The following is a 24,696-nucleotide window of genomic DNA, read 5'->3' on the forward strand; positions in this document are numbered from 1 at the left end:
GATATGCGTCATTACGAGATCGTCTTGCTGATCCACCCGGATCAAAGCGAGCAAGTCCCAGCCATGCTGGAACGCTACAAGGGCATGATTACCGCCGGCGGCGGGACCGTGCACCGTGTCGAAGATTGGGGACGCCGCCAGTTGGTGTACCTGATCCAGAAATTGGCCAAAGCCCATTACCTCTGCATCAACATCGAAGCCAGCCAGGCTGTGATGGAAGAAATCGAACATGCGTTCAAATTCAACGATGCCGTGCTGCGCCACCTGACCGTGGTGAAGAAAAATGCTGAAACCGGCCCGTCCCTCATGATGCGCAACGTCGAGAGGGAAGAAGCCCGTAAAACCCAACAGCAGGAATTTGCGGCTTAACTGCCTCATGCTGCTGAACGCTGTGCTGCCGTGCAACAGGAGCCGCAGTGAACCAGGTTGATCTGACTGCAGGTATTGCCGAGCTAAGTCCTCTGCGCTACACGCCCGCTGGAATCCCCGCCATCAACTTCATTCTTGAACACGAGTCTGAAGTTCTGGAAGCAGGGGTTCAAAGACAAGTCAAGTTGACAGTCAAGGCGGTTGCTTTCGGAACGCTGGCTGAACAAGCCGTCAAGCTTCCTTTAGCAAAGTCTTTCAGGTTCACGGGTTTCTTGACCAATGCGCGTACCAGCAAAGGCGTTGTTTTTCATATTCAAGCTCTTCACCCGATCTTTCAGGCAGAGCAAGTACTGAACCCCATTTAAGGAGTCCATCATGGCCGGACCAAAACGTTTCAACAAAGACAAGCGCCCCAAGCGCAACACCCAATCCCTGCTGTTCAAGCGCAAGCGCTTTTGCCGCTTCACAGCCGCTGGCGTTGAAGAAATCGACTACAAAGATATCGACACCCTGCGCGATTTCGTTTCTGAAAATGGAAAAATCATCCCCGCACGCCTGACCGGCACCCGCGCGATTTTCCAGCGCCAGATCAACACCGCCGTCAAGCGCGCTCGCTTCCTTGCGATGCTGCCTTACAGCGACCAGCACCGCAGCCTGTAAAGAGAGACGACCATGCAAATCATTCTGCTCGACAAAGTCGTGAACCTGGGCAACCTGGGCGAAGTCGTCAAAGTCAAAGACGGCTACGCACGCAACTTCCTGATTCCTTTCGGACGCGCCCGTCGCGCCACCGCATCGGCCATCAAGGAATTCGAAGTCAAACGCGCCGAGCTCGAAAAAGCCGCTGCGGCCAAGCTTGCCGAAATGCAGGCGCAAGGCGAAAAGCTCGGCGGTACCACCGTCAAGCTGACACAAAAAGCCGGTGTCGACGGCCGCCTGTTCGGCTCCGTCACAAATGCCGACATCGCCCAGGAAGTCACCAAGCAGGGCTTTGTGGTTTCCAAGTCGCAAATCCGCCTGCCCAACGGCGCGATCAAGACGGTTGGCGACCATCTGGTCAATGTTGCATTGCACACTGACGTCGTGGTTGACATTACTGTCACGGTGTACGGCGAAACTGCCTAATTCGGTTCATCCCACCCCTTGAAAGGCCGCTCTTCGGAGCGGTTTTTTTCTTGGAAAATTCACTTTATTGATGTGCAGTAACGCGATGTTTCACATCGGTTATGCACATCTTTTGCACACATTTCCACCAGATTTCCCCAAGTTGTCCACACGCTTGTCCCGTGCGTTTCAAGGCTGACGGCGTACCATTCAGCCTTCCCAAGGAATCCCATGTCAGCCGTACTTTCCCCTTTTCCCGATTCAGCCTATAGCGCTGACCGCCAGATTGCCCAGCTCAGAATTCCACCGCACTCCATTGAAGGTGAATCGAGTGTCCTGGGCGGCCTTTTGCTCGACAACAGCGCATGGGACCGTGTCGGCGACCTTCTGGCCGACCAGGACTTCTACCGCCACGAACACCAGCTGATTTATGGTGCCATCGGCTGGCTGATCAATGCGTCCAAACCGGCCGACATCATCACCGTTTTCGAGCGCCTGCAGAGCCTGGGGAAAAACGAAGAAATAGGCGGCCTGAGCTACCTGAACGCACTGGCCCAGTATGTGCCCAGCGCCAGCAACATCAGGCGTTATGCAGAGATTGTGCGGGAACGTTCGATCTTGCGAAAACTCGTGGCGGCCTCGGACGAGATTGCGACCAACGCCTTCAATCCGCAAGGCAAGGCGGTCACGGTCATCCTGGATGAGGCCGAGCAAAAAATCCTGAATATCGGAGAGCAGGGCGGCCGTTCGCAACAGGGCTTCCAGAGCATGGATACGCTGGTGGTGGACCTGCTGGACCGGGTCACCGAGATGTCTGAAAATCCGAACGATGTCACCGGCGTCCCAACCGGCTTCGTTGACCTGGACCGGATGACGTCGGGCTTCCAGGCGGGCGACTTGATCATTCTGGCGGCCCGTCCGTCAATGGGCAAAACCGCGCTCGCCATCAATATCGCCGAGCATGTCGCTTTGCATGAAGGACTGCCGGTCGCCGTTTTTTCCATGGAAATGGGCGCGTCCCAACTGGCTGTGCGTATCGTGGGTTCCATTGGCCGGATTGACCAGACCCATTTGCGTACCGGCGCCTTGACCGACGAGGAATGGCCGCGCCTGACGGAAGCCATTGAAAAGCTGAGGACCATTTCCCTGCACATCGACGAAACCGCTGGTCTGACGGTCAGCGAATTGCGCGCCAATGCGCGGCGCCTGGCGCGCCAGTGCGGAAAGCTCGGCCTGATCGTTGTCGATTACCTGCAATTGATGAGCGTATCGTCCGGCATGGCCGATGAAAACCGGGCGACTGCCGTGGGTGAAATTTCACGCGGTCTGAAAATGCTGGCCAAAGAACTCCAATGTCCGGTGATTGCGCTGTCGCAGCTCAGCCGTGGGGTCGAGTCGCGCACCGACAAACGGCCGATGATGAGCGACCTGCGTGAGTCCGGCGCGATTGAGCAGGACGCCGACATCATCATGTTCATCTACCGCGACGAGTACTACACGAAGGAAGCCTGCAAAGAGCCGGGCGTGGCGGAAGTCATCATCAGCAAGCAGCGCAATGGCCCGACAGGAACCGTCAAGCTGGCCTTCATCAACCGGATCACCAAGTTTGAAAGCCTGGCCCACAATTCCGGAGATTTTTAAGAAAAAAGTGGCTCTTGCGCTTGCTGTAAAAGAAAAGTTTGCTACATATTTAATAGCTTGAAACGGGAGTCGCAAGGGTGATGGGCAGTTTTTGTGATTGCCTTGCCAATGCAGCGCTGCGCTACAAGTTTATTCAAGATCCTCAATGGCCAGCATGTGGTATTTCTGAGCATACGAAAAAGGCAGTTCGCGCACCACTGACATCAGCCGTTCCGAATCGTTATCGGAAGGTGCCTTGATCATCAAGGCATGGTGGCCTTCGCGGGCCAGGTTGATGTATTTGTGAACGGTGGCACCCTCGGTTCCGACAGAAGGCAGTTCGACCGAGGATTCGCCATCGATCCTGCCGATTTCACGCAATATCACCGAAGGCGTGAGGAACATGACGTGCTGATCGGTGAATCCCGCCTGCTCGATTTTTTGGCCTGCATCTTCAGCACTTTGAGCATCGGGAAACATGACGAATGCATATCCCGTGGGATAAAAGACACCCTGGATGGTTGTCATTTTGGATGTCATCAAAAATGGTTGCACTGCATTTCTCCTTGGTTGATCTGCCATTACGTCACACCTGGCAGATCGTGTCTGTAGGTCAGTTTGCAAGGTGACAGAGAGGTAATTCCCTGCACCGGCTGTAAAACTGCTGAAGCACAAAGAATTGGCCAGCCTGTAGCGGCTGCCATGGCGTTCAAGGCAACTCTTCAGACTTCAGGGACGGCTCGGACATTACGCGTGCAACGCCAGCAAGATCGCTCAGCAGCTGGGTTGCAAAATAGCTGCTTTGGGTATCCGGTTCCAGCGCTGCGATGGCCAGATTGGCCAAGGGCTGGTTCAAGGGAACGTAGTAGCTTCCCACCGGCGCATCGATGACGCCCCGCACCAAGGAAACCTCGACCCTGACTGCTGGCCGGCTATTGGCCGTGGCGCCTGGTGCGTCTTGCTGCGCACTGCGCGGGCGTTGTGATTCGCGGTAAATATCGCCCAGCATGGCACTTGGCTCAAGCACTTCAAGCACCTTCACGCCATGAAGGCGCAGTCGTTCAACGGCGGTTTTGGACGATCCGGACAGCCAGTAACCACATGGCCGGACCCTCGACTTCAGGATTCTCAGCGCCAGCGCCGATTCCCAGTCCACCGTCACGGCCTTGTCGGCGCCGGTCACCGGATCGAGCATTTGCAGGTCGTACTGCGCAGGCGTATTGGCGACCTCGACCGCCGCCTGGCCCTTGCAGGCCAGGCCGGCGACTTCCTTGTCGAGATACGGACGCAACTGGCTCAATTCCCGGGCGCGCTGGGCGGTGCTGCCCAGGACGCTCGTGATGGCGGTGACATGGGTATGCACGCGCCGCTGGAGGTGCAATTTCCCAAGGCCTGCTCCGCGTGAGTCGATCGTCATGCTGACGGCATTTTTCAGGCCTTCCACGTTGCGGCTCGTGACGGGTTCGGGTCCGCCCATGGAAACTGTCCGGTCGGCTGTATCGGCTGAGGTGCTGTGGTGCCAGTCAGTGCTCAGGCCCTGACCCTTGAGCGCAGCGAGCAAGGGACGGCGATACCATTCCTCATCGGCCTTGGTCAAAAACTCGGGCAGATTGGCGGTGGTGGCGTATTGCAGCAGCGCATCGAACTTCTGGACAGCACCAAACTTTTGCTGGTAGCTGTCGGACACCCGGTATTCCCCAGCGTCCACCACCACCGTTGGCTGGTAGTCGCGGCTCAGCCGTGCCAGCGCCTGGGTTTCCGGCGTGCTGAGGAGCAAATGATCGCGCGCAATGTCCTGGCCGCCGGCTGCCAGGGCCTCACCCCGGGTCGCGCCATCGGGGTTGAGGCGTGGAACGATCACGACGTTGATGCGTTCGAGCAGCGGCTGCAGCAGGCCCTGCGCCAGTTCCCGGGCAATGACCAGCAGGGCTTCGCTTCCTGCAGGCTCATCGCCATGCTGCTGGCCAATCAGCAGCACCGTGGGGCGGCCCGTGGCCAAAAGACTGGCAGGGTCTGTGCCCGTCCCCCGGGTCAGCACCAGTGCTTCCAGCGGCTGGCCTTGCTGAGAGGAGCCGATCGGCAGCATGGCGGCCTTGACACCCGCCGAGCGGGACAGGGCAGTTGCCTGATCACGCAGCCAGGCGTGGATTTCAGACTGCGTGGTGAAGCTTGTCCGGCCCCCCTGGAGTCCTGGGGTGCTGTACACCATGATGGGCGTCGTGAAGCGGGCGGCTACTGCCGGCCCATAAGGTGGTGGCGCTTCTACGGGGACAGAGGGAAATACCGAGGGAGGAGCCACTGGAGACGTTTGCACGACGACTGCTGGTTCCACTGGAACTGGCGCGGGACCCACGCTTGCCGGTGCAGCCGCGCGCGGCAGTTCAGGTACCCAGGGCGGCAACTGCACGGAAGTGCAGGCGACCAGAAAAATGAGCGGAGCGGTCATTGCCAGCCTGGCGGGGAAACGGCAGGCCGATGCGGTATCACGGATGGTTTGGGAGAAGAAGAAAGGCATGGCGGTCATCCTTTGGCTAGGGGTGTTGACCATGGGTCAGGCGTGATTCGCGGAATTTTGGAAGCAATGATATTACCCCGCAGTGCTTTTACAGCGCGGCTTGCACGCCCTATAGCGGTCAGATTGATGAAAGTCGCCATACCCCTTGCTCCGGCTTTGGCAGCTTTCAGGGAAAATGGAGCGATGTCAATTCCCGTTTCTACCGATCCTTTGATTCATGTCACTTCTCCCTGGCGAATGAGCGTTGCGCCCATGATGGACTGGACTGATCGGCATTGCCGCTATTTTCATCGTCTGCTGTCGCGGCACGCGCTGCTTTATACCGAAATGGTCACGACCGGTGCGCTGATTCATGGCGATGTTGGCCGGCATCTGCGCTTTGATGCCGAGGAGCATCCGGTTGCGCTGCAACTTGGCGGCAGCGAGCCGTCCGACCTGGCGCATTGCGCCCGACTGGGCGAGCAGTGGGGCTACCGCGAAATCAATATCAATTGCGGCTGTCCCAGCGAACGGGTACAGCGGGGTTCGTTTGGCGCCTGCCTGATGGCCGATCCGAAACTTGTGGCTGACTGCGTCAAGGCCATGGTCGATGCGGTGGATGTCCCTGTCACCGTGAAGCATCGCATTGGTATCGACAAGGACGAACGCTATGAGTTTTTACGCGATTTTGTCGGAACCGTGAGCGAAGCAGGCTGCCGCACCTTCATCGTGCATGCCCGCAATGCCTGGTTGAAAGGCCTGAGCCCCAAGGAAAACCGCGAAGTGCCACCGCTGCGCTACGAACTGGTCCACCTCCTGAAAAAGGATTTTCCGGATCTCACGGTCTGCGTCAATGGCGGAGTGACCACCCCCGCACAGGTGAGTGCCCAATTGCTTGAAGTTGACGGCGTGATGATCGGCCGGGAGGCTTATCACAACCCCTGGTGGCTGACGTCCTGGGACGCGGATTTTTTTGGTGCTGGCGACCAGACGACAACCCGGGAGCAGGTGGAAGCACTGATGTGCCACTACATGGTGCGCGAAGCCGCCGAGCACGGCACTTCGTTCAGCGCCATCGCCCGCCACATGCTGGGTTTGCGCCACGGTTTGCCGGGCTCTCGCCACTGGCGCCAGGTGTGGAGCGACCACAGGCTCAAAACGCTGGATCCCCACGATGTCATGGCCCTGGCGCACGAGGAAGTTCTGAAGGCTGTGTGACGGTCAGGCGCTAGCGGCCGGAGCGACTCCTTTACAGATTTTTCGGGCTTAAGCTTGAGCTAATTGATGACGTAGAAAATTACTTGAAAAAAGTAATCTGCTCATTAAATAACCTTGCATACACATTTTTCACAGGGAAAATTGTAGAGTCAGGTTGTTCAGGTCTCTGGTTGTCGTCGCTAGGTCATCAAGCACAGCTTACCAAGGAGGGTTTTATGGATGTCGTCCGTAATTTTCTAACACGCTACGAGCAAACGCGGGAAGAAGAGCTATCCCTTGAGGAATATCTCGATCTTTGCAAAAGCAACCCGCTGGTTTATGCCACTGCGGCCGAGCGAATGCTTGCGGCCATTGGCGAGCCAGAGGTGTTTGACACACACCGTGACCAGCGCCTGTCGCGTATTTTTGGCAATAAGGTCATCAAGATATATCCGGCATTCCGAGATTTTTACGGCCTGGAAGACCCAATCGAGCAGGTTGTGTCGTATTTTCGTCACGCAGCGCAGGGCCTGGAAGAGAAGAAACAGATTCTTTACCTTCTGGGTCCGGTAGGGGGCGGAAAGTCATCGATTGCCGAACGGCTCAAGCAATTGATGGAGCAGGTGCCCTTGTACGCGTTGAAGAATTCACCGGTCAATGAATCGCCGCTTGGCTTGTTCAACAACGCAGAGGACATTCCCCTGCTTGAAAGCCAGTACGGCATCGCACCGCGCTATCTGCAACGCGTCATGTCTCCCTGGGCGGTCAAGCGCCTGGAGGAATATGGCGGCGACATTCGGAAGTTCCGTGTCGTCAAGCGTTTTCCTTCGATTTTGAAGCAGTGCGCTATCGCCAAGACGGAACCCGGCGACGAAAACAACCAGGACATCTCGACACTGGTCGGCAAGATCGACATTCGAAAACTTGAACTGTTCGCTCAGGATGACCCGGATGCCTACAGCTACTCGGGCGGCCTGTGCCTGGCCAACCAGGGCCTGCTGGAGTTCGTCGAGATGTTCAAGGCGCCCATCAAGGTGCTGCATCCCTTGCTCACCGCCACCCAGGAAGCCAACTTCAAGGGCACCGAGGGTTTTGGCGCGATTCCATTTGATGGCATCGTGATGGCCCATTCGAACGAAAGTGAATGGAAGGCCTTCCGGAACAACAAGAATAACGAAGCTTTTCTGGACCGGATTTACATCGTCAAGGTGCCGTACTGCCTGCGCGCCTCGGAGGAGATCAGGATTTACGAGAAACTGATTCGCAACTCCTCGCTGTCAGGCGCCATCTGCGCGCCGGGAACGCTGAAGATGATGGCGCAGTTCGCCGTGCTGACGCGATTAAAGGAGCCTGAAAATTCGAGCATTTTCAGCAAGCTGCTGGTTTACGACGGCGACAATCTGAAAGACACCGATCCGAAGGCCAAAAGCTATCAGGAGTACCGCGACTATGCCGGCGTTGACGAAGGCATGACAGGCATATCGACCCGCTTTGCCTTCAAGATCCTGTCAAAGGTGTTCAATTTTGATTCCAGTGAAATTGCCGCCAATCCGGTGCATCTCATGTACGTGCTGGAGCAGCAGATCGAGCGTGAGCAATTCACCCCGGAAATCGAGCAGCGCTACCTGGCGTTCATCAAGGAGTATCTGGCGGTCCGTTATGCCGAATTCATCGGCAAGGAAATCCAGACGGCCTACCTTGAGTCGTATTCAGAATACGGGCAGAACATTTTTGACCGCTATGTGACCTATGCCGATTTCTGGATTCAGGACCAAGAATTCAGGGATTCCGATACCGGTGAAATTTTTGACCGGGCATCTCTCAATGCGGAACTCGAAAAGATTGAAAAGCCCGCAGGCATCAGCAATCCGAAAGATTTCCGCAACGAAATTGTCAATTTCGTGTTGCGCAGCCGCGCCAGCAACGCCGGCAAGAATCCGAACTGGACCAGTTATGAAAAACTGCGCGCCGTGATCGAGAAGAAGATGTTCTCGAACACCGAAGACCTGCTGCCCGTGATTTCGTTTAACGCCAAGGCCAGCGCCGAAGAGAAGCAAAAGCATGAAAACTTCCTTAACCGCATGATGGCCAAGGGTTACAGCGCCCGCCAGGTCCGCCTGCTTTGCGAGTGGTATCTCAGGGTTCGCAAGAGTTCCTGACGACCGGCGCGCTTCGCTGCATCTTGATTGGCTGTCCTACCCATCAACCGGAGAAATCCATGCTCCAGCAGGTCATCGACAGACGCTTGTCGGGCAAGAATAAATCCATAGGCAACCGGGAGCGTTTCCTGCGTCGCTACCGAAAGCAGATCCGTGAAGCGGTACGCCATGCGGTGTCCGGCCGCAGCATCCACGATATCGAGCAGGGCGAAAACATCACCTTGCCACGGCGTGATGTGTCCGAACCGGTATTTGGACATGGCGCAGGAGGAAGCCAGGAGCGCGTGTATCCCGGGAATCAGGAGTATGTCCGTGGCGATCAGATCGGGCGTCCACCCAGTGGTGGCGGTTCGGGCAGCGGTTCGGGCGCGGGCGCTGGCCAGGATGGAAGCAGCCAGGATGATTTTGAGTTCCGCATCACGCGCGAAGAGTTCATGCAGTATTTTTTCGACGACCTGGCCCTTCCGCGTCTGTTGCGCACCCAGTTGCTGCCTGATGTGCCTGAATGGAAATCGCATCGTGCCGGCTTTGTTTCTGAAGGTACGCCGACCAACCTGCATGTGGTGCGCTCAATGCGCAAGGCGCTGGGTCGCCGGATTGCAATGGGCGGCGATGCGCGGCGCCAGTTGCGCCGGCTGGAACTGGCGTTGGAAGCACTGTTGCTGGACCCATGTTCGCCGAGCGGCGAAATACTGATGCTGAAGGATGAAATTGAAGCATTTAAGCAGCGGCTTCAGCAAATTCCATTTTTGGACCCCTTTGACCTGCGCTATCGCAACCGGGTCAGCACCCCGCTGCCGGCTTCCCGCGCCGTCATGTTCTGTCTGATGGATGTGTCGGGTTCGATGAATGAAACGCGAAAGGACATTGCCAAGCGATTTTTCATACTGCTGTACCTTTTTTTGATGCGCCATTACGAGAAGACTGACGTGGTGTTCATCCGGCATCACACCCAGGCGGCAGAAGTTACGGAGGACGAGTTCTTTCACTCCACCGAAAGTGGGGGCACCGTGGCCTCCAGTGCCTTGACGCTGATGCATCAGATCATCCTGCAGCGCTATCCTCCGAGCGAATGGAATATTTACGGTGCCCAGGCTTCTGACGGCGACAACTGGCTTCAGGATTCAGCCAAATGCCGCACGCTGCTCGTCGAAAAACTACTCCCGGTTTCGCGTTACTTTGCCTATCTGCAGGTGGCGGAGGAAAGCCAGACCCTGTGGGAAGAATATTCTGTTGTGCGCAAAAGCCAGCCGCATTTCGCCATGCAGAAGGTTACCGATGCGTCAGGCATCTACCCCGTGTTTCGCGAACTGTTCAAGAAAGGAAATGCCGCATGAGCGCCATCCTGCCTTCAGCCGATGCCGTGAAAGGGCCTGGCTTGCTGCCTGCGCCATTCAAGCGCTATGAAGGGCGGCGCGACATGCTGCCAAGCCCGTCGGACTGGTCGTTTGAACTGATCGAAACCTACCATGGCGAGATCGAGCGCATGGCCAGGCGCTTTGGGCTGGACACCTATCCCGTGCAACTAGAGGTGATCACTGCGAGCCAGATGATCGACACCTATGCGTCTGTCGGCATGCCGGTGAACTACCGGCACTGGTCATTTGGCAAGCAATACATCGCCAGCGAGAAAAGCTACCGTCGCGGGCACATGGGGCTGGCCTATGAGGTTGTCATCAATTCCAATCCCTGCATTGCCTACCTGATGGAGGAGAACACGCTGCCCATGCAGGCCTTGGTCATGGCCCATGCCTGTTATGGGCACAACTCATTTTTCAAGGGTAACTACCTGTTCAAGATGTGGACCGATGCGTCGTCCATCATTGATTACCTGGTATATGCCAAGGCATATATTGCCGAGTGCGAGGAAATGCACGGGCTTGACGATGTCGAAGACCTGCTCGACAGCTGCCACGCGCTGATGAACTATGGGGTTGACCGTTACCAGCGGTCGCAAAAACTGTCACTTTCCGAAGAAGAGACGCGCCGCAAAGAACGCGAAGACTATTTGCAGCAGCAGGTGAATGATTTGTGGCGCACGCTGCCCAGGGCGGCTGAGAAAGAGGTGGAAAAAACCAGTACGCGGTTTCCCGCCGATCCCCAGGAAAACCTGCTGTACTTCATCGAAAAAAATGCGCCCTTGCTAGAGCCTTGGCAGCGCGAAATCATTCGCATCGTGCGCAAGATTGCCCAGTACTTTTATCCGCAGCGGCAGACGCAGGTCATGAACGAAGGCTGGGCGACTTTCTGGCATTACACCTTGCTCAACGCGATGTACGACGAGGGCCTGCTGAGCGATGGTTTCATGATCGAAAGCCTTCGTTCGCATACCAACGTGATTTTCCAGCCGCCGCTGGCGCATCCTGGCTTTCGGGGCCTCAACCCCTATGCACTGGGCTTTGCGATGTTCACCGACATTCGCCGCATTTGCGAGAACCCGACCGACGAAGACCGCCAGTGGTTCCCAAGCATGGCGGGCACTGACTGGCAGCAAGCCCTCGACCATGCCATGCGGCATTTTCGGGATGAAAGTTTTGTCGGGCAGTACCTCTCGCCACGCCTGATCCGCGAGTTTCGCCTGTTCTCCATCCTTGATGACACCAAGGAGCTGGCGCTTGAAGTGTCGGCCATCCATGACGACAGCGGCTACCGGCACGTGCGTGAGGCCTTGGCCCGCCAGTACGATTTAAGCTTTCAGGAACCCAACATCCAGGTCTGGAATGTGGATGTTCGTGGAGATCGCTCCCTGACCCTGCGCCATACCCAGCACAACAGCCGCCCGCTGAACGACGAAGTCAAGGAAGTGCTAAAGCATGTCGGCCGCCTGTGGGGCTTCATGGTCCGGCTGGAAAGTGTTGACGCTCATGGCAAGACGAGCAAGCACTGGGAAGTGACGCCACTGCCCCGCCGCAACGGCGGCATGGGCTGAAATTTCAGGCTGCGGCGTCCAGCCCGCTTTTGAAATGTTCGCGCATGCGTTGCGCGGTTTCAGCCGCGTCACGCGCCACCAGCGCGGCCATGATGGCGCGGTGTTCGAGCAGCGACTCCTCGATGCGGCCGCTTTTCAGCAGCGAATTGTGCCGGTTGAGCTTCATCACCTTGCGCAGGTCGGCCACCATCTGGTCACGCCAGCGGTTGTTGGCAATTTCCAGCAGCCGCATGTGGAAGGCTTCATTGATTTCAAAAAAGCGTTCCCGGTTCTTGACGGCTTTTTCAAGTTCATTGTGCAGGTTTTGAAGTTCCCTGATCTGCGCATCGGTGGCTTTGGCCGCCACCACTTCGGCGGCGTCGCTTTCCAGCAGGGCCAGCAAGTGGTAGACGTCGGTCAGGTCGCTGTCCGATACTTCGGTGACATAGGCGCCGCGCCGCACCTTCATGGTCACCAGACCTTCGGTGGCCAGCACTTTCAGCGCTTCGCGCAGGGGTGTGCGGCTGATGCCGTATTCTTCGGCGAGCTTGAGTTCGTCAATCCAGCTGCCCGGCGCTAGTTCCCGGTTGAAGATGCGCTGACGCAAAAGTTCGGCAACTTCTTCATAAAGCGCTCGAGGAGAAAGAGAGGTTTCAGCCATAAGGCTCCGTAGTCTAAGGCAAAGTTCGTTAGAATATTTTGAATCAATAATTATAAATAATGTAAACTTCGACCACCGTTACATGCTTGCCTTGAGGGCTTCCTGTCGAAAAAAGCAGGCTTCCAAGGCTTAACCAAGACTGCCGACCCGCCATGAGTTCAACGCCTGCTCCTTTCAACACTGCCAATCTTGAAGCCTGGGCCAAGTCAGCCGCCAAATCCGCCCCTGGCGGCGACGTCAACGCCTTGAACTGGGAAACGCCCGACGGCATCAGCGTCAAGCCGCTGTACACCGCCGAGGACATCAAGGATCTTCCTTACACCAACACCTTGCCGGGTTTCGAGCCCTTCATTCGCGGCCCGCAGGCCACGATGTATGCAGTGCGCCCGTGGACCATCCGCCAGTACGCAGGGTTTTCAACGGCTGAAGAATCCAACGCGTTTTACCGCAAGGCGCTGGCGGCTGGCGGGCAAGGCGTGTCGGTGGCTTTTGACCTGGCCACGCATCGGGGCTACGACAGCGATCACCCGCGCGTGACGGGCGACGTTGGCAAGGCCGGCGTGGCGATTGACAGCGTGGAGGACATGAAAATCCTGTTCGACCAGATACCGCTCGACAAGGTCAGCGTTTCCATGACCATGAACGGCGCGGTGCTGCCGGTGCTCGCAGGCTACGTGGTGGCCGCCGAAGAGCAGGGCGTGAGCCAGGACAAACTGAGCGGCACCATCCAGAACGATGTGCTCAAAGAGTTCATGGTGCGCAACACCTACATCTACCCGCCAGCGCCCAGCATGCGCATCATTGGCGACATCATTGAGTACACGGCGCAGAACATGCCCAAGTTCAACTCGATATCGATCAGCGGCTACCACATGCAGGAAGCTGGCGCGAATCAGGCGCTGGAACTGGCCTTCACGCTGGCTGACGGCAAGGAGTATGTGAAGACCGCCCTGGGCAAGGGCCTGGACGTTGACGGTTTCGCCGGACGCCTGAGCTTTTTCTGGGCCATCGGCATGAACTTCTACCTCGAAGTCGCCAAGATGCGCGCCGCCAGATTGCTGTGGTGCCGGATCATGAAGGGTTTCGACGCCAAGAACCCCAAGAGCCTGATGCTGCGCACCCACTGCCAGACCAGCGGCTGGAGCCTGACCGAGCAGGACCCGTACAACAACGTCGTGCGCACCACCATCGAAGCCATGGCGGCGGTATTCGGCGGGACGCAAAGCCTGCACACCAATTCGTTCGACGAGGCGATTGCGCTGCCCACAGAGTTCAGTTCGCGCATTGCCCGCAACACCCAGCTCATCATCCAGGAAGAAACCCACATCACCAGCGTGATCGACCCCTGGGCCGGCAGCTACATGATGGAAAAGCTGACGCAGGACATGGCCGACTCGGCTTGGACCATCATCGAGGAAGTCGAAGCCATGGGCGGCATGGTCAAGGCCGTGGACAGCGGCTGGGCCAAGCTCAAGATCGAAGCGGCGGCGGCAGAAAAGCAGGCGCGCATCGACAGCGGCAAGGACGTGATCGTCGGCGTCAACAAGTACAAGCTCAAGACCGAAGACGCCATCGAATCGCGCGACATCGACAACGTGGCGGTGCGCGACGGCCAGATCGAGCGCCTGAAGGCCATCCGGGCGGCGCGCGACACAGCGGCCGTACAGGCTGCGCTGGACGCGCTGACGGCAGCAGCCGAAAGCAACAGCGGCAACTTGCTCGATTTGTGCATCAAGGCGATGCGCCTGCGCGCCACGGTCGGCGAGGTCAGCGACGCGCTTGAAAAGGTCTATGGCCGCCACCGTGCCGACACGCAAAAGGTCAGCGGTGTGTATGCCGCCGCCTACGACTCGGCCGAAGGCTGGGAAACGCTCAAGAGCGAGATCAATGCTTTTGCCGAAGCAGAAGGCCGCCGTCCGCGCGTGATGATTTCCAAGCTCGGCCAGGACGGCCACGACCGGGGCGCCAAGGTGGTCGCCACCGCGTTTGCCGATCTGGGTTTTGACGTGGACATGGGGCCGCTGTTCCAGACGCCCGAGGAATGCGCGCGGCAGGCCATTGAAAACGACGTGCATGCCGTCGGCGTGAGCACGCTGGCTGCCGGCCACAAGACGCTGGTGCCCGCCATCATTGCCGAACTCAAGAAGCAGGGCGCCGACGACATCATCGTGTTTGTCGGCGGTGTGATTCCCCGCCAGGACTACGAGATGCTGTATGAGGCCGGCGTCAAGGGTATCTACGGCCCCGGCACGCCGATTCCGGCCAGCGCCAAGGATGTGCTGGAGCAGATCCGGGCTGCCCTGAAGTGACCGAAAGCGCATTGCTGGAGGGCGTGCTGCGCGGCAATCCCGCCGAGCAGCGCCGCGCCATTGCCAAAGCCATCACCCTGCTCGAATCGACCCGCGCCGACCACCGCGCGCAAGGCGACGAATTGCTGACAGCGCTGCTGCCGCACACTGGCCAAGCGTTTCGCCTGGGTATCAGCGGCGTGCCCGGCGTCGGAAAATCAACCTTCATCGAGGTGCTGGGGCTGTACCTGATCAAGCAGGGCCACCGGGTGGCGGTGCTGACCATCGATCCCTCATCGAGCGTGTCGGGCGGCTCCATTCTGGGCGACAAGACGCGCATGGAAATGCTCTCGGTTCACGAGTCGGCGTATATCCGGCCCAGCCCGTCGAGCTGCACCCTCGGCGGCGTGGCCGAAAAAACCCGCGAAGCCATGCTGGTCTGCGAGGCGGCGGGCTACGATGTGGTGATTGTCGAGACCGTCGGCGTCGGCCAGTCCGAAACCGCCGTGGCCAACATGACCGACATGTTCGTGGTCATGCAGTTGCCCAACGCGGGCGATGATTTGCAGGCGATCAAGAAAGGCGTGATGGAGCTGGCCGACCTGGTTGTCATCAACAAGGCCGACATCGACGCCAATGCCGCCATGCGCGCCGAAGCGCAGATCCGCTCGGCCATGCGGCTGTTCGGCCTGGTCAACAACGCTATGGGCGCCGCGCAGGCGGCTGATTTTGACAAGCAGTGGCACCCGCAGGTACTGCAGCTCAGCGCATTGCACAACCAGGGCGTCGATGCATTCTGGGCGGCGGTGACGGAGTTCAGGACGCTGCAGACGGCCAACGGCAAGCTGGCCGCCCGGCGCCAGCACCAGGCGCTGTCCTGGATGTGGGAGCGGGTTGACGCAGGATTGAAGCAGGCCTTCCGGCAAGACCCGGCAGTCAGCGCCATGCTGCCGCCCCTGCTGGAGCAAGTCGGCAAAGGCCAGCTTCCAGCCTCGACTGCAGCACGAAATCTGCTCTCTGCGCATATGCAGCGGGCATAAGCAGCTATTTAATAGATAGCAAAAAATTTATAGCGTTATTGAGCCTAAAGAAAGCGAACCATGCAGGAAATCCTTGAGCAACTTGAAAAAAAGCGCGCTGCGGCCCGCCTGGGCGGTGGCCAGAAGCGCATTGACGCGCAGCACGGCAAGGGCAAGCTGACGGCGCGCGAACGGCTCGATGTGCTGCTTGACGAAGGCACCTTCGAGGAATGGGACATGTTTGTCGAGCACCGCTGCAGCGACTTCGGCATGCAGGACAACAAGATTCCGGGCGACGGCGTGGTCACCGGCTACGGCATGATCAATGGCCGCCTGGTGTTCGTGTTCAGCCAGGATTTCACCGTGTTTGGCGGCGCCCTGAGCGAAGCGCATGCCGAGAAAATCTGCAAGGTAATGGACCAGGCGATGAAGGTCGGCGCGCCGGTGATCGGCCTGAACGACTCCGGCGGCGCGCGCATCCAGGAGGGCGTGGCGTCGCTAGGGGGTTACGCCGACGTGTTCCAGCGCAACGTGATGGCCAGCGGCGTGATTCCGCAGATCAGCATGATCATGGGGCCATCGGCCGGCGGCGCGGTGTATTCGCCCGCCATGACCGACTTCATCTTCATGGTTAAGGACTCTTCCTACATGTTCGTCACCGGCCCTGAAGTGGTCAAGACCGTGACGCACGAGGAAGTGACGGCCGAGGAACTGGGCGGCGCCATCAGCCACACCACCAAGAGCGGCGTGGCCGACCTGGCCTTCGAAAATGACGTCGAAGCGCTGATCATGCTGCGCCGGCTGTACAACTACCTGCCGCTGAACAACCGCGAAAAAGCGCCGGTGCGCCCGAGCGCCGACCCGGCCGGCCGCATGGACCGCAGCCTGGACACGCTGGTGCCCGAGAGCCCGAACAAGGCTTACGACATGAAGGAACTCATCACCAAGACGGTCGATGATGGCGACTTCTTCGAAATCCAGCCCGAATACGCGAAGAACATCATCATCGGCTTTGCGCGCATGGAAGGCCAGTCGGTCGGCATCGTCGCCAACCAGCCGCTGGTGCTGGCCGGTTGCCTGGACATCAAGAGCTCGATCAAGGCGGCTCGCTTCGTGCGCTTTTGCGATGCCTTCAACATCCCGGTGATCACCTTTGTCGATGTGCCCGGTTTCATGCCCGGCACGGCACAGGAATACGGCGGCATCATCAAGCACGGCGCCAAGCTGCTGTATGCCTACGCCGAATGCACCGTGCCGAAAATCACCGTCATCACCCGCAAGGCCTACGGCGGCGCGTATGACGTGATGAGTTCCAAGCACCTGCGCGGCGACGTCAACTTTGCCTGGCCCAACGCCGAGATTGCGGTGATGGGCGCCAAGGGCGCGGTCGAGATCATCTTCCGCGAAGACAAGGGCGATCCGGCCAAGCTGGCCGCGAAAGAAGCCGAATACAAGGCGCGCTTTGCCAACCCGTTCGTGGCCGGTGCGCGCGGTTTCATCGACGACGTGATCCTGCCGCATGAAACCCGCAAGCGCATTTGCCGCTCGCTGGTGATGCTCAAGGACAAGAAACTCGAAAATCCGTGGCGCAAGCACGGGAACATTCCACTTTAAGCGCCGAGTAAAAGACACTATGTTTACCAAAATCCTGATTGCCAACCGGGGCGAAATCGCCTGCCGTGTCATCCTCACCGCCCGCAAGATGGGCATCAAGACGGTGGCGGTGTATTCCGACGCCGACAAGGATGCACGCCACGTAGAACTGGCTGACGAAGCCGTCAACATTGGCCCCGCGCCGAGTCGCGACAGCTACCTGCAGGCCGAAAAAATCATTGCGGCCTGCAAGCAGACCGGCGCGCAGGCGGTGCATCCCGGCTACGGCTTTTTGAGCGAAAACTCGGGCTTTGCCAAGCGGGTGGAAGAAGAGGGCATCGTCTTCATTGGCCCCAAGCATTATTCGATTGCCGCCATGGGCGACAAGATCGAGTCGAAGAAACTGGCCGGCGCTGCCGGCGTGAACTGCATTCCCGGTGTGAACGACGCGATTGAAACCGCTGAAAAAGCGGTGGAAATCGCCCAGGGCATCGGCTACCCGGTCATGATCAAGGCCAGCGCCGGCGGCGGCGGCAAGGGCCTGCGCGTCGCCTTCAACGACAAGGAAGCATTTGAAGGCTTCACCAGCTGCCGCAACGAGGCGCGCAACAGCTTTGGTGACGACCGCGTGTTCATCGAGAAATTTGTCGAGGAGCCACGCCACATCGAAATCCAGCTGATCGGCGACAGCCATGGCAATGTAATTTACTTGAATGAACGCGAATGCTCGATCCAGCGTCGCCACCAGAAGGTGATCGAGGAAGCGCCGTCCCCTTTCATCAGCGACGAGACGCGCAAGGCCATGGGCGAGCAGGCGGTGCAACTGGCCAAGGCGGTGAAGTACCAAAGTGCCGGCACGGTCGAGTTTGTCGTCGGCAAGGACCAGAGTTTTTATTTCCTGGAAATGAACACGCGCCTGCAGGTCGAGCATCCGGTCACGGAATGCATCACCGGGCTGGACCTGGTCGAGTTGATGATTCGCGTGGCCGCTGGTGAAAAGCTGCCGCTCACGCAGGACGAGATAAAGCGCGACGGCTGGGCCATCGAATGCCGCATCAACGCCGAAGACCCGTTTCGCGGCTTTCTGCCATCGACGGGCCGGCTGGTGCGCTTTCAGCCGCCGAAGGAAACCATGTTCGCCTCGGACACCTCGAAGTGGTTCGGCGTGCGGGTCGATACCGGCGTGCAGGACGGCGGCGAGATTCCGATGTTCTACGACTCGATGATTGCCAAGCTCATCGTTCATGGCACCGACCGCAACGATGCGATCGCCAAGATGCGCGAGGCGCTCAACAGCTTCGTGATTCGCGGCGTCAGCAGCAACATTCCGTTCCAGGCGGCCCTGCTGGCGCACCCGAAGTTTGTTGCCGGTGACTTCAACACCGGCTTCATTGCCGAAAACTACGGACAGGGCTTCCGCGCCGAAGACGTTCCGCATGACGATGCCGATTTCCTGGTTGCGCTGGCGGCCTATGTGAACCGCCGCATCCGGGCGCGCGCTGCGGGCATCAGCGGCCAGTTGCCGGGCCATGGCGTGACGATCGGCGAAGAGTATGTGGTGATTGGCCTGGGCGACAGCGGCCTGAACACGCCGCGACCTGCGGTGGTTCGGGATTTTCAAACCATTTCGGGCTCCAGCGCAGTAGAGACGGGCGACAAGCGCTATGAAATATGCAGCGGTTGGCACCTGGGCGGCACGCGCATTCGCGGCACCGTCAACGGACAGCCGTTTGCGGCGCAGGTTGAGCGCGGTGTTGGCAAGAATCCGCTGGCGATACGCATCATCCACAACGGCACCCGGCTCGATGCCATGGTGTTGTCGCCGCGCGCTGCCGAGCTGCATGCGCTGATGCCTTTCAAGGCGCCGCCCGACATGAGCCGCTTTGTGCTGTCGCCCATGCCCGGCCTGCTGGTCGAGGTCGCGGTGCAGGTCGGCCAGAAGGTCCAGGCCGGTGAACGCGTGGCCGTGATCGAGGCCATGAAGATGGAAAACGTGCTGTTTGCGACGGCTGACGGTATCGTCGGCAAGGTGCTGGCGGCCAAGGGCGAGTCCTTGAGCGTGGACCAGCCGATCGTGGAGTTCGCATGATGCAGGCGACGACCCCGATGCGTCCCTTCAAGGTGCTGGGCATCCAGCAGATCGCCATTGGCGCCACCCGCAAGGACCGCCTGCGCACGCTGTGGGTGGACATGCTGGGGCTGGAGGTCACCGGCAATTTCGTCAGCGAGCGCGAAAATGTCGATGAAGACATCTGCGCCATCGGCAGCGGCCCGTTCAAGGTCGAGGTGGACCTGATGCAGCCGGTGGATATTGAAAAAAAACCAGCGGTTCACACCACTCCGCTCAACCATGTGGGCCTGTGGATTGACGACCTGCCTGCAGCGGTGCAATGGCTCGCGGCGCAGGGCGTTCGCTTTGCGCCGGGCGGCATCCGAAAGGGCGCGGCGGGTTTTGACATCTGCTTCCTGCATCCCAAGTCGAACGAAGAGTTCCCGATTGCAGGCGAGGGCGTGCTGATTGAACTGGTGCAGGCGCCGGCAGAAGTGATCCAGGCGTTTCACGCGCAAACTGAGCGCTGAAAAGACGCTTGACTGCCCAATCGCAAGGGTATTTTGCGTCAAACTGCTGGCCGCTGCGTCTTCGATGGCATCAGTGCTGGCGGGCTACCGGCTTTTCACAGGCGACGACCTGGGCAAGCGTGGCCCGGATGAACTGGATAGTCTGAGCATTGCACTGGGCAAGATTGGCGACACTCTGTCTGGAATGGTGGCGAATGTTCGCAGCAATGCTGCCTTCGCAACTTGTACAGCCGCACCGAGCTCCAGGCCTCCAATCTGGTGCAAACGGCTGCCAGCGTTGAGCAGCTGTCATCCGTCCTCCAGGCCAATGCAGACACGGTCAGCCATGCCAACCTGCAGGCCGGAAAGGTCAAAACCTGGCCAATGGAGGTGCTGCCACCGTGGTTGGCGCCATCGCAGCCGTTGAAGCCGTGCAGGACAGCGCCAAGCGCATGGGCGAAATTGTCGAACTCATCGACAGCATGGCGCTTCAAACCAATATCCTGGCGCTCAACGCAGCGGTCGAGGCGGCCCCCGCGAAGGCGAGTCCGGGAGGGGTTTTGCGGTGGTGGCCAGCGAAATTCGCTCGCTTTCTCAGCGCTCTGCAGAGTCAGTCAAGGAAATCAGGCAGCTGATCAACAGATCGTCAAGCCATGTCGCGGCCAGCCATCGACGCCAGACCACCAGGGAAGCCTTCCTGCGCGACCTGACCCATCGGGTTAAAGGATTTCATGACCGCGACATGTATGTCTTTGTCCTGGATGCCTGGGGCACCTATCTGGCCTTTGGCGGGAACCCGTCCCGGGTGGGGACGCGCGTGCAGGATATTGCGGGAATCGATGGCAACCAGCTGCTGGGATCCATCGTCAATCAGGCTGGCGTCGAGGCGGGCTTGGTCGAGTACGACATCACCAATCCGACGACCGGAAAAGTGCAGGCCAAGATGTCTCTTGTCGAGCAAGTGGACGATTTGTTCGTCGGCTGCGGCGTCTACAAGGACCTCGCCGCCGTCTGAGGTCAGCTCAGGCCTTGTCTAATTCCGTGCTTGCCGCGCGGTCGGAGGCTCATTCCTTTGATGCACGCTGGGCGCGCGACCGGTCCAGCGCCGCCTTGATGAACGCGCGCTTACGTTCGGCCTCATCGACGTGGGGTTGCGCCTGCACAGGCGGCTCGCTTGTCCGGCTGTCTGGTGCTTCGATTGTTTTTTTAGGTGTTTTAGGGACTTTGCGCATGTCCAGACTGCTTCTATAGCTATGAACTTCATAGCGTTTCAGTGCGGCGTCCGCGTCCGGAGTTGACCAGGCATTCCAGCCCGTGCGGCTGCCGGTGACATTTTCCAGGCTGATGCAATCGACCGGGCAGGCTGTCAGGCATAACTCGCATCCGGTGCAGGCCGGTTCGATCACGGTGTGCATCATCTTGTTGCTGCCGATGATGGCATCAACCGGGCAGGCCTTGATGCACAGGGTGCAGCCAATGCACCAGGCTTCGTCAATGATGGCCACCGCGCGAGTACCTTCGAGGCCATTCAGGGGATTCAGAGGCTGAACCGGCAAGCCCGTGATGTTGGACAGGCGCCGGATTCCTTCAGCGCCGCCGGGCGGGCACTGGTTGATGGCTGCTTCATTCGATGCAATGGCTTGCGCGTAGGCTGCGCAATCGGCATAGCCGCAGCGCGTGCACTGGGTCTGCGGGAGAGCGGAATTGATCCGGTCAAAGAGGGAATTCAGATAGATCGGCATCACGCTGTCATTGTCCCATCGCCTGCCTACCCGTATTTCTGGCGCGGTCACGTAGTGGACCGCGCCATGCTTTCTCAGGCGGCTGATTTCTCGGGAGGAATCGGCGTGTTGAATGCCGCTTCGACACCTGCCTCAGATGCCGGGGCAACGGTGGCAACCGTCGCGGCAATGGGCAGCGCCGTTGCTGTCGGGATGTCTTCAACAACAGGCTCGGGCTTGGCTGCCGTATTTTTGACGGCCACCAGAACTGGTTTTGCCACGGCGGGTTTTTCGGCGATATCCGAAAGCTCTTTGGCCACCGTTTTCCCGGCAGCAACCGTTGATTTCAGTCCGGCGGTCGTGGTCTTGGCGCTGCGCTTGACGGCCGTTTTCACGGCTTCTGTGGCGACCGGCGTAGCTGGAATTTCAACCGTCGCAGGTACTTGCAACCGGAGCTGCTTCTCGGGCTTGGCTGTTTTTTTTGCCGCCGCCGGGGCTTTCTCGATCTGCGCAAGCGACTTGTTGTGTTCAAGGATGAAGCTTGTCACCGCCGGATAAACGACATCGCGCCAGCGCCTGCCGCTGAAAATGCCGTAATGGCCTGCGCCCTGGGCTTCCAGGTGGGTTTTTTGCCCTGGCGCCACGCCACTGCACATGTCAAGCGCCGCACGGGTCTGGCCGGAGCCGGAAATGTCGTCCAGTTCGCCTTCCACTGTCATCACGGCGGTGGTCTTGATGTCGCCCGGTTTCACCCGCTCAAGGACGCCTTCCGGAGACATGACGTCCCAGGTGCCATTGACCAGTTTGAAATCCTGGAACACGGTCTTGATGGTTTCGAGGTAATAGTCGGCATCCATGTCGAGGACGGCGTTGTACTCGTCGTAGAACTTGCGGTGCGCTTCCGTGCTGACGTCATCGCCCTTGATCAGATTCTTGAAGTAGTCGTAGTGGCTGGTGGCATGGCGGTCGGGGTTCATGGCCACGAAGCCGGTATGCTGCAGGAAGCCGGGATAGACGCGCCGGCCCTTGCCCGCAAAGCTGGCGGGGACGCGGTAGATCACATTGTTTTCAAACCATTCGAAGGGCTTCGTCGTTGCCAGGTTGTTCACCGACGTCGGCGACAGGCGTGCATCGATCGGGCCGCCCATCATGATCATGGACAGCGGGGTTTTTTCCCCGCGCGATGCCATCAATGAGATCGCCGCGAACACCGGAACGGTGGGCTGGCAAACGCTGATGACATGGCAGTTGCCGTACTTTCCCTGAAGGTGGCGAATGAATTCCTGCACATAGTTGACATAGTCGTCAAGGTGGAAAGCGCCTTCCGACAGGGGAACGTTACGCGCGTTTTTCCAGTCGGTGATGTAGACCTTGTGGTCCTTGAGCATGGTCTTGACGGTGTCGCGCAGCAGGGTCGAATAATGGCCCGACAAAGGCGCGACCATCAGCACGGCTGGCTGGTCCTTGAGTTGCGTCAGCGTGGCCGAATCATCGGTGAACCGCTTGAAACGGCGCAGTTCGCAAAACGGCTTGTCAACTTCAATGCGTTCATGAATCGCCAGGCTGACCCCTTGCTTGTTAACCTCGACCTGATGAATGTCGAACGATGGCTTTTCGTAGTCCTTGCCGAGCCGGTACATCAGGCTGTAGCCTGCCGAGACACGCTGGGACAGCGGGGTTTTGCCAATGGGAGACAGGGGACTGCTGTAGAGCTTTGCCGCCGCCTGCGCAAAGTCAACAAACGGCTCCATCAACGTGCGCTGGGATTCATAGAGTTGATACAGCATTGGAAGGAACCTTTTTTGTGAAACGTTTATGAAAAACGAAATATGTTGCAGTGCAATATACCAGCCGAAGAGACTTGACAACTAGTGATAATCGCTAGTATTTAACATTTTTTTACAATTTTTTGGCGGCTGGCATACCCTATTTTAGGGAACAAAACCACGCTGTCAATTGATCGATGTGCTAGACAAAAGGTATTACTATCACACAAGCAGTCGCATTGGGGTATCGGAAAACAGCTCTAACCTTTGAAGGAAGGCTGCACCAAAAATTTATTTTGAGCACCGCTTTATTTGGCAAAACTTTTCCTACTCCACCATTACTACAGGATAAACATGCTCAACACGCTTGACGCCAACGCACTTGACAGTTTGCCATCGCTGAAAAAATCCGACAGGATGCCGGTGATGTTCATGGGGCATGGCAGTCCCATGAATGCCCTTGGCGACAACGAATACCGGCGCAGCTGGCAGGCCCTGGGTGCCCGATTCGGCACTGAACAGCCCCGACCGCAGCTGATCCTGTGCATTTCGGCCCACTGGCTGACGCAAGGCTGGTGGCTCACCGCCATGGCGAAACCCAGGACCATTCATGACTTTGGCGGATTTCCGCAAGAACTGTTTGACCAGCAATACCCCGCACCCGGCGATCCGGATGCGGCCAGCGCCATCAGCCTGCTGGTCAGGCAGCGTGCGTCGGCGCCGCTGGGACTCGACGCCGGTGAATGGGGTCTGGACCACGGCGCCTGGTCGGTGCTGGGGCCGATGTTTCCCGACGCCGACATTCCGGTGATCCAGCTCAGCATGGACTATGACCGCGCGCCTGAAGACCACTATGCCTTGGCCAAACAGCTCAAGGCCCTGCGCGACCGGGGCGTGCTGATCGTGGCCAGCGGCAACATCGTGCACAACCTGAGCCAGATGCAGCGCGGTGCCGGCGGCAACCAGGCGTATGACTGGGCACTGGAGTTCGACCAGACGATAGGCGGCTATGCGCAGCAGGGCAATCTCGATGCCTTGCAGAATTTCCAGAAGCTCGGTTCGCTGGCGAAGATGGCCCACCCGACGCATGAGCATTTTTTGCCCTTGCTGTACGCAGCCGGTGCTGTGGATGCGCGCGAGCCGATGCGGTTTTTGAATACCAGCTTCCAGGGCGGCTCGATTTCCATGCGTTCGGTGGTCTGGGGTTGAATCAGTTTGCTATTAAAATACTAGCAAAC

At 58.7% G+C, this 24,696-nt stretch carries 21 protein-coding genes and 1 pseudogene; 17 read left to right on the forward strand and 5 right to left on the reverse strand.

Annotation, left to right across the window (positions count from 1 at the left end):
- Positions 1 to 3: 3 nt before the first annotated feature.
- The 5 genes from rpsF (at position 4) to dnaB (ending at position 3,114) form a co-directional block, all read left to right on the forward strand.
- On the forward strand, positions 4 to 369 hold the full coding sequence (gene rpsF, locus EC86_RS0104415) for a 30S ribosomal protein S6 (protein ID WP_029524474.1): 366 nt from the start codon (positions 4 to 6) through the stop codon (positions 367 to 369).
- A gap of 47 nt (positions 370 to 416) precedes the next feature.
- Positions 417 to 734, forward strand: coding sequence for a primosomal replication protein N (gene priB / locus EC86_RS0104420; protein WP_029524475.1), 318 nt, complete (start codon positions 417 to 419; stop codon positions 732 to 734).
- A 10-nt stretch (positions 735 to 744) separates the two neighbouring features.
- Entirely contained in the window at positions 745 to 1,029 is a 285-nt protein-coding gene (rpsR, locus tag EC86_RS0104425; protein WP_011801778.1) for a 30S ribosomal protein S18, read from the forward strand.
- A 12-nt stretch (positions 1,030 to 1,041) separates the two neighbouring features.
- The gene (gene rplI, locus EC86_RS0104430) at positions 1,042 to 1,494 is read left to right on the forward strand and encodes a 50S ribosomal protein L9 (RefSeq protein ID WP_029524476.1); all 453 of its coding nucleotides are present in this window, start codon (positions 1,042 to 1,044) and stop codon (positions 1,492 to 1,494) included.
- A 210-nt stretch (positions 1,495 to 1,704) separates the two neighbouring features.
- On the forward strand, positions 1,705 to 3,114 hold the full coding sequence (gene dnaB / locus EC86_RS0104435) for a replicative DNA helicase (RefSeq protein WP_029524477.1): 1,410 nt from the start codon (positions 1,705 to 1,707) through the stop codon (positions 3,112 to 3,114).
- A gap of 129 nt (positions 3,115 to 3,243) precedes the next feature.
- Here dnaB and EC86_RS0104440 read toward each other — a convergent pair whose 3' ends face one another.
- Together EC86_RS0104440 and EC86_RS0104445 are read right to left on the reverse strand one after the other, a co-directional pair.
- Positions 3,244 to 3,648, reverse strand: a complete 405-nt coding sequence (locus EC86_RS0104440; protein ID WP_029524478.1) for a hypothetical protein — start codon at positions 3,646 to 3,648, stop codon at positions 3,244 to 3,246.
- A 154-nt stretch (positions 3,649 to 3,802) separates the two neighbouring features.
- Positions 3,803 to 5,302 carry a M14 family metallopeptidase gene (locus tag EC86_RS0104445; RefSeq protein ID WP_232229790.1) on the reverse strand — a complete coding sequence of 500 codons (1,500 nt, stop codon included), beginning with the start codon at positions 5,300 to 5,302 and terminating at the stop codon, positions 3,803 to 3,805.
- Between the two features lie 220 nt (positions 5,303 to 5,522).
- On the opposite strand from EC86_RS0104445, the gene EC86_RS30335 reads away from it, so the two are divergent.
- From EC86_RS30335 to EC86_RS0104465, 5 genes are all read left to right on the forward strand, one after another.
- Complete coding sequence (locus EC86_RS30335; protein WP_269635684.1) at positions 5,523 to 5,654, forward strand: hypothetical protein; 132 nt, start codon at positions 5,523 to 5,525, stop codon at positions 5,652 to 5,654.
- A 137-nt stretch (positions 5,655 to 5,791) separates the two neighbouring features.
- On the forward strand, positions 5,792 to 6,805 hold the full coding sequence (gene dusA / locus EC86_RS0104450) for a tRNA dihydrouridine(20/20a) synthase DusA (protein WP_029524480.1): 1,014 nt from the start codon (positions 5,792 to 5,794) through the stop codon (positions 6,803 to 6,805).
- A 215-nt stretch (positions 6,806 to 7,020) separates the two neighbouring features.
- Positions 7,021 to 8,943 (forward strand): PrkA family serine protein kinase, encoded by a 1,923-nt coding sequence (locus EC86_RS0104455; RefSeq protein WP_029524481.1) that lies wholly within the window; start codon positions 7,021 to 7,023, stop codon positions 8,941 to 8,943.
- Positions 8,944 to 9,002: 59 nt separating this feature from the next.
- Positions 9,003 to 10,280 (forward strand): YeaH/YhbH family protein, encoded by a 1,278-nt coding sequence (locus tag EC86_RS0104460; protein WP_029524482.1) that lies wholly within the window; start codon positions 9,003 to 9,005, stop codon positions 10,278 to 10,280.
- Positions 10,277 to 11,872: a SpoVR family protein gene (locus tag EC86_RS0104465; RefSeq protein WP_029524483.1), complete on the forward strand. Its 1,596-nt coding sequence runs from the start codon at positions 10,277 to 10,279 to the stop codon at positions 11,870 to 11,872. Before EC86_RS0104460 ends, EC86_RS0104465 begins: the two co-directional genes overlap by 4 nt.
- Positions 11,873 to 11,876: 4 nt before the next feature.
- Here the strand turns inward: EC86_RS0104465 and EC86_RS0104470 are convergent, their stop codons facing one another.
- On the reverse strand, positions 11,877 to 12,512 hold the full coding sequence (locus tag EC86_RS0104470) for a GntR family transcriptional regulator (RefSeq protein ID WP_029524484.1): 636 nt from the start codon (positions 12,510 to 12,512) through the stop codon (positions 11,877 to 11,879).
- Between the two features lie 152 nt (positions 12,513 to 12,664).
- Here EC86_RS0104470 and scpA point away from each other — a divergent pair, with 152 nt between their 5' ends.
- The 6 genes and pseudogenes from scpA to EC86_RS28520 form a co-directional block, all read left to right on the forward strand.
- A complete protein-coding gene (gene scpA, locus EC86_RS0104475) occupies positions 12,665 to 14,821 on the forward strand; it encodes a methylmalonyl-CoA mutase (RefSeq protein ID WP_029524485.1) in 2,157 nt (718 codons plus the stop codon).
- On the forward strand, positions 14,818 to 15,840 hold the full coding sequence (meaB, locus tag EC86_RS0104480; RefSeq protein WP_029524486.1) for a methylmalonyl Co-A mutase-associated GTPase MeaB: 1,023 nt from the start codon (positions 14,818 to 14,820) through the stop codon (positions 15,838 to 15,840). Before scpA ends, meaB begins: the two co-directional genes overlap by 4 nt.
- Positions 15,841 to 15,900: 60 nt before the next feature.
- Positions 15,901 to 17,433, forward strand: a complete 1,533-nt coding sequence (locus EC86_RS0104485) for an acyl-CoA carboxylase subunit beta (protein WP_029524487.1) — start codon at positions 15,901 to 15,903, stop codon at positions 17,431 to 17,433.
- A gap of 19 nt (positions 17,434 to 17,452) precedes the next feature.
- A complete protein-coding gene (locus EC86_RS0104490) occupies positions 17,453 to 19,501 on the forward strand; it encodes an acetyl-CoA carboxylase biotin carboxylase subunit (protein ID WP_029524488.1) in 2,049 nt (682 codons plus the stop codon).
- Positions 19,501 to 19,992 (forward strand): VOC family protein, encoded by a 492-nt coding sequence (locus EC86_RS0104495; protein WP_051676108.1) that lies wholly within the window; start codon positions 19,501 to 19,503, stop codon positions 19,990 to 19,992. Before EC86_RS0104490 ends, EC86_RS0104495 begins: the two co-directional genes overlap by 1 nt.
- Before the next feature lie 401 nt (positions 19,993 to 20,393).
- Positions 20,394 to 20,986: pseudogene (locus EC86_RS28520) on the forward strand (methyl-accepting chemotaxis protein); the annotation flags it as partial.
- Between the two features lie 49 nt (positions 20,987 to 21,035).
- Here EC86_RS28520 and rsxB read toward each other — a convergent pair.
- Positions 21,036 to 21,713 carry an electron transport complex subunit RsxB gene (gene rsxB / locus EC86_RS0104505; protein WP_029524490.1) on the reverse strand — a complete coding sequence of 226 codons (678 nt, stop codon included), beginning with the start codon at positions 21,711 to 21,713 and terminating at the stop codon, positions 21,036 to 21,038.
- Positions 21,714 to 21,787: 74 nt separating this feature from the next.
- Positions 21,788 to 23,479 carry a polyhydroxyalkanoate depolymerase gene (gene phaZ / locus EC86_RS0104510; protein ID WP_029524491.1) on the reverse strand — a complete coding sequence of 564 codons (1,692 nt, stop codon included), beginning with the start codon at positions 23,477 to 23,479 and terminating at the stop codon, positions 21,788 to 21,790.
- 333 nt (positions 23,480 to 23,812) lie between these two features.
- Here phaZ and ygiD point away from each other — a divergent pair, with 333 nt between their 5' ends.
- Positions 23,813 to 24,667: a 4,5-DOPA-extradiol-dioxygenase gene (gene ygiD, locus EC86_RS0104515; RefSeq protein WP_029524492.1), complete on the forward strand. Its 855-nt coding sequence runs from the start codon at positions 23,813 to 23,815 to the stop codon at positions 24,665 to 24,667.
- Positions 24,668 to 24,696 lie beyond the last annotated feature (29 nt).

The organism is Polaromonas glacialis (genome assembly GCF_000709345.1).
GTDB classification, from domain to species: Bacteria; Pseudomonadota; Gammaproteobacteria; order Burkholderiales; family Burkholderiaceae_C; genus Polaromonas; species Polaromonas glacialis.

Coding starts and splice junctions, on each gene's coding strand:
- EC86_RS0104445 (WP_232229790.1), bottom strand. CDS start 5,302: ATGGTGTACAGCACCCCAGGACTCCAGGGGGGCCGGACAAGCTTCACC.
- EC86_RS0104460 (WP_029524482.1), top strand. CDS start 9,003: ATGCTCCAGCAGGTCATCGACAGACGCTTGTCGGGCAAGAATAAATCC.
- EC86_RS0104455 (WP_029524481.1), top strand. CDS start 7,021: ATGGATGTCGTCCGTAATTTTCTAACACGCTACGAGCAAACGCGGGAA.
- scpA (WP_029524485.1), top strand. CDS start 12,665: ATGAGTTCAACGCCTGCTCCTTTCAACACTGCCAATCTTGAAGCCTGG.
- EC86_RS0104465 (WP_029524483.1), top strand. CDS start 10,277: ATGAGCGCCATCCTGCCTTCAGCCGATGCCGTGAAAGGGCCTGGCTTG.
- rplI (WP_029524476.1), top strand. CDS start 1,042: ATGCAAATCATTCTGCTCGACAAAGTCGTGAACCTGGGCAACCTGGGC.
- phaZ (WP_029524491.1), bottom strand. CDS start 23,479: ATGCTGTATCAACTCTATGAATCCCAGCGCACGTTGATGGAGCCGTTT.
- EC86_RS30335 (WP_269635684.1), top strand. CDS start 5,523: ATGAGCGGAGCGGTCATTGCCAGCCTGGCGGGGAAACGGCAGGCCGAT.
- dnaB (WP_029524477.1), top strand. CDS start 1,705: ATGTCAGCCGTACTTTCCCCTTTTCCCGATTCAGCCTATAGCGCTGAC.
- rpsF (WP_029524474.1), top strand. CDS start 4: ATGCGTCATTACGAGATCGTCTTGCTGATCCACCCGGATCAAAGCGAG.
- dusA (WP_029524480.1), top strand. CDS start 5,792: ATGTCAATTCCCGTTTCTACCGATCCTTTGATTCATGTCACTTCTCCC.
- EC86_RS0104490 (WP_029524488.1), top strand. CDS start 17,453: ATGTTTACCAAAATCCTGATTGCCAACCGGGGCGAAATCGCCTGCCGT.
- rpsR (WP_011801778.1), top strand. CDS start 745: ATGGCCGGACCAAAACGTTTCAACAAAGACAAGCGCCCCAAGCGCAAC.
- rsxB (WP_029524490.1), bottom strand. CDS start 21,713: ATGCCGATCTATCTGAATTCCCTCTTTGACCGGATCAATTCCGCTCTC.
- EC86_RS0104485 (WP_029524487.1), top strand. CDS start 15,901: ATGCAGGAAATCCTTGAGCAACTTGAAAAAAAGCGCGCTGCGGCCCGC.
- ygiD (WP_029524492.1), top strand. CDS start 23,813: ATGCTCAACACGCTTGACGCCAACGCACTTGACAGTTTGCCATCGCTG.
- EC86_RS0104495 (WP_051676108.1), top strand. CDS start 19,501: ATGCAGGCGACGACCCCGATGCGTCCCTTCAAGGTGCTGGGCATCCAG.
- EC86_RS0104470 (WP_029524484.1), bottom strand. CDS start 12,512: ATGGCTGAAACCTCTCTTTCTCCTCGAGCGCTTTATGAAGAAGTTGCC.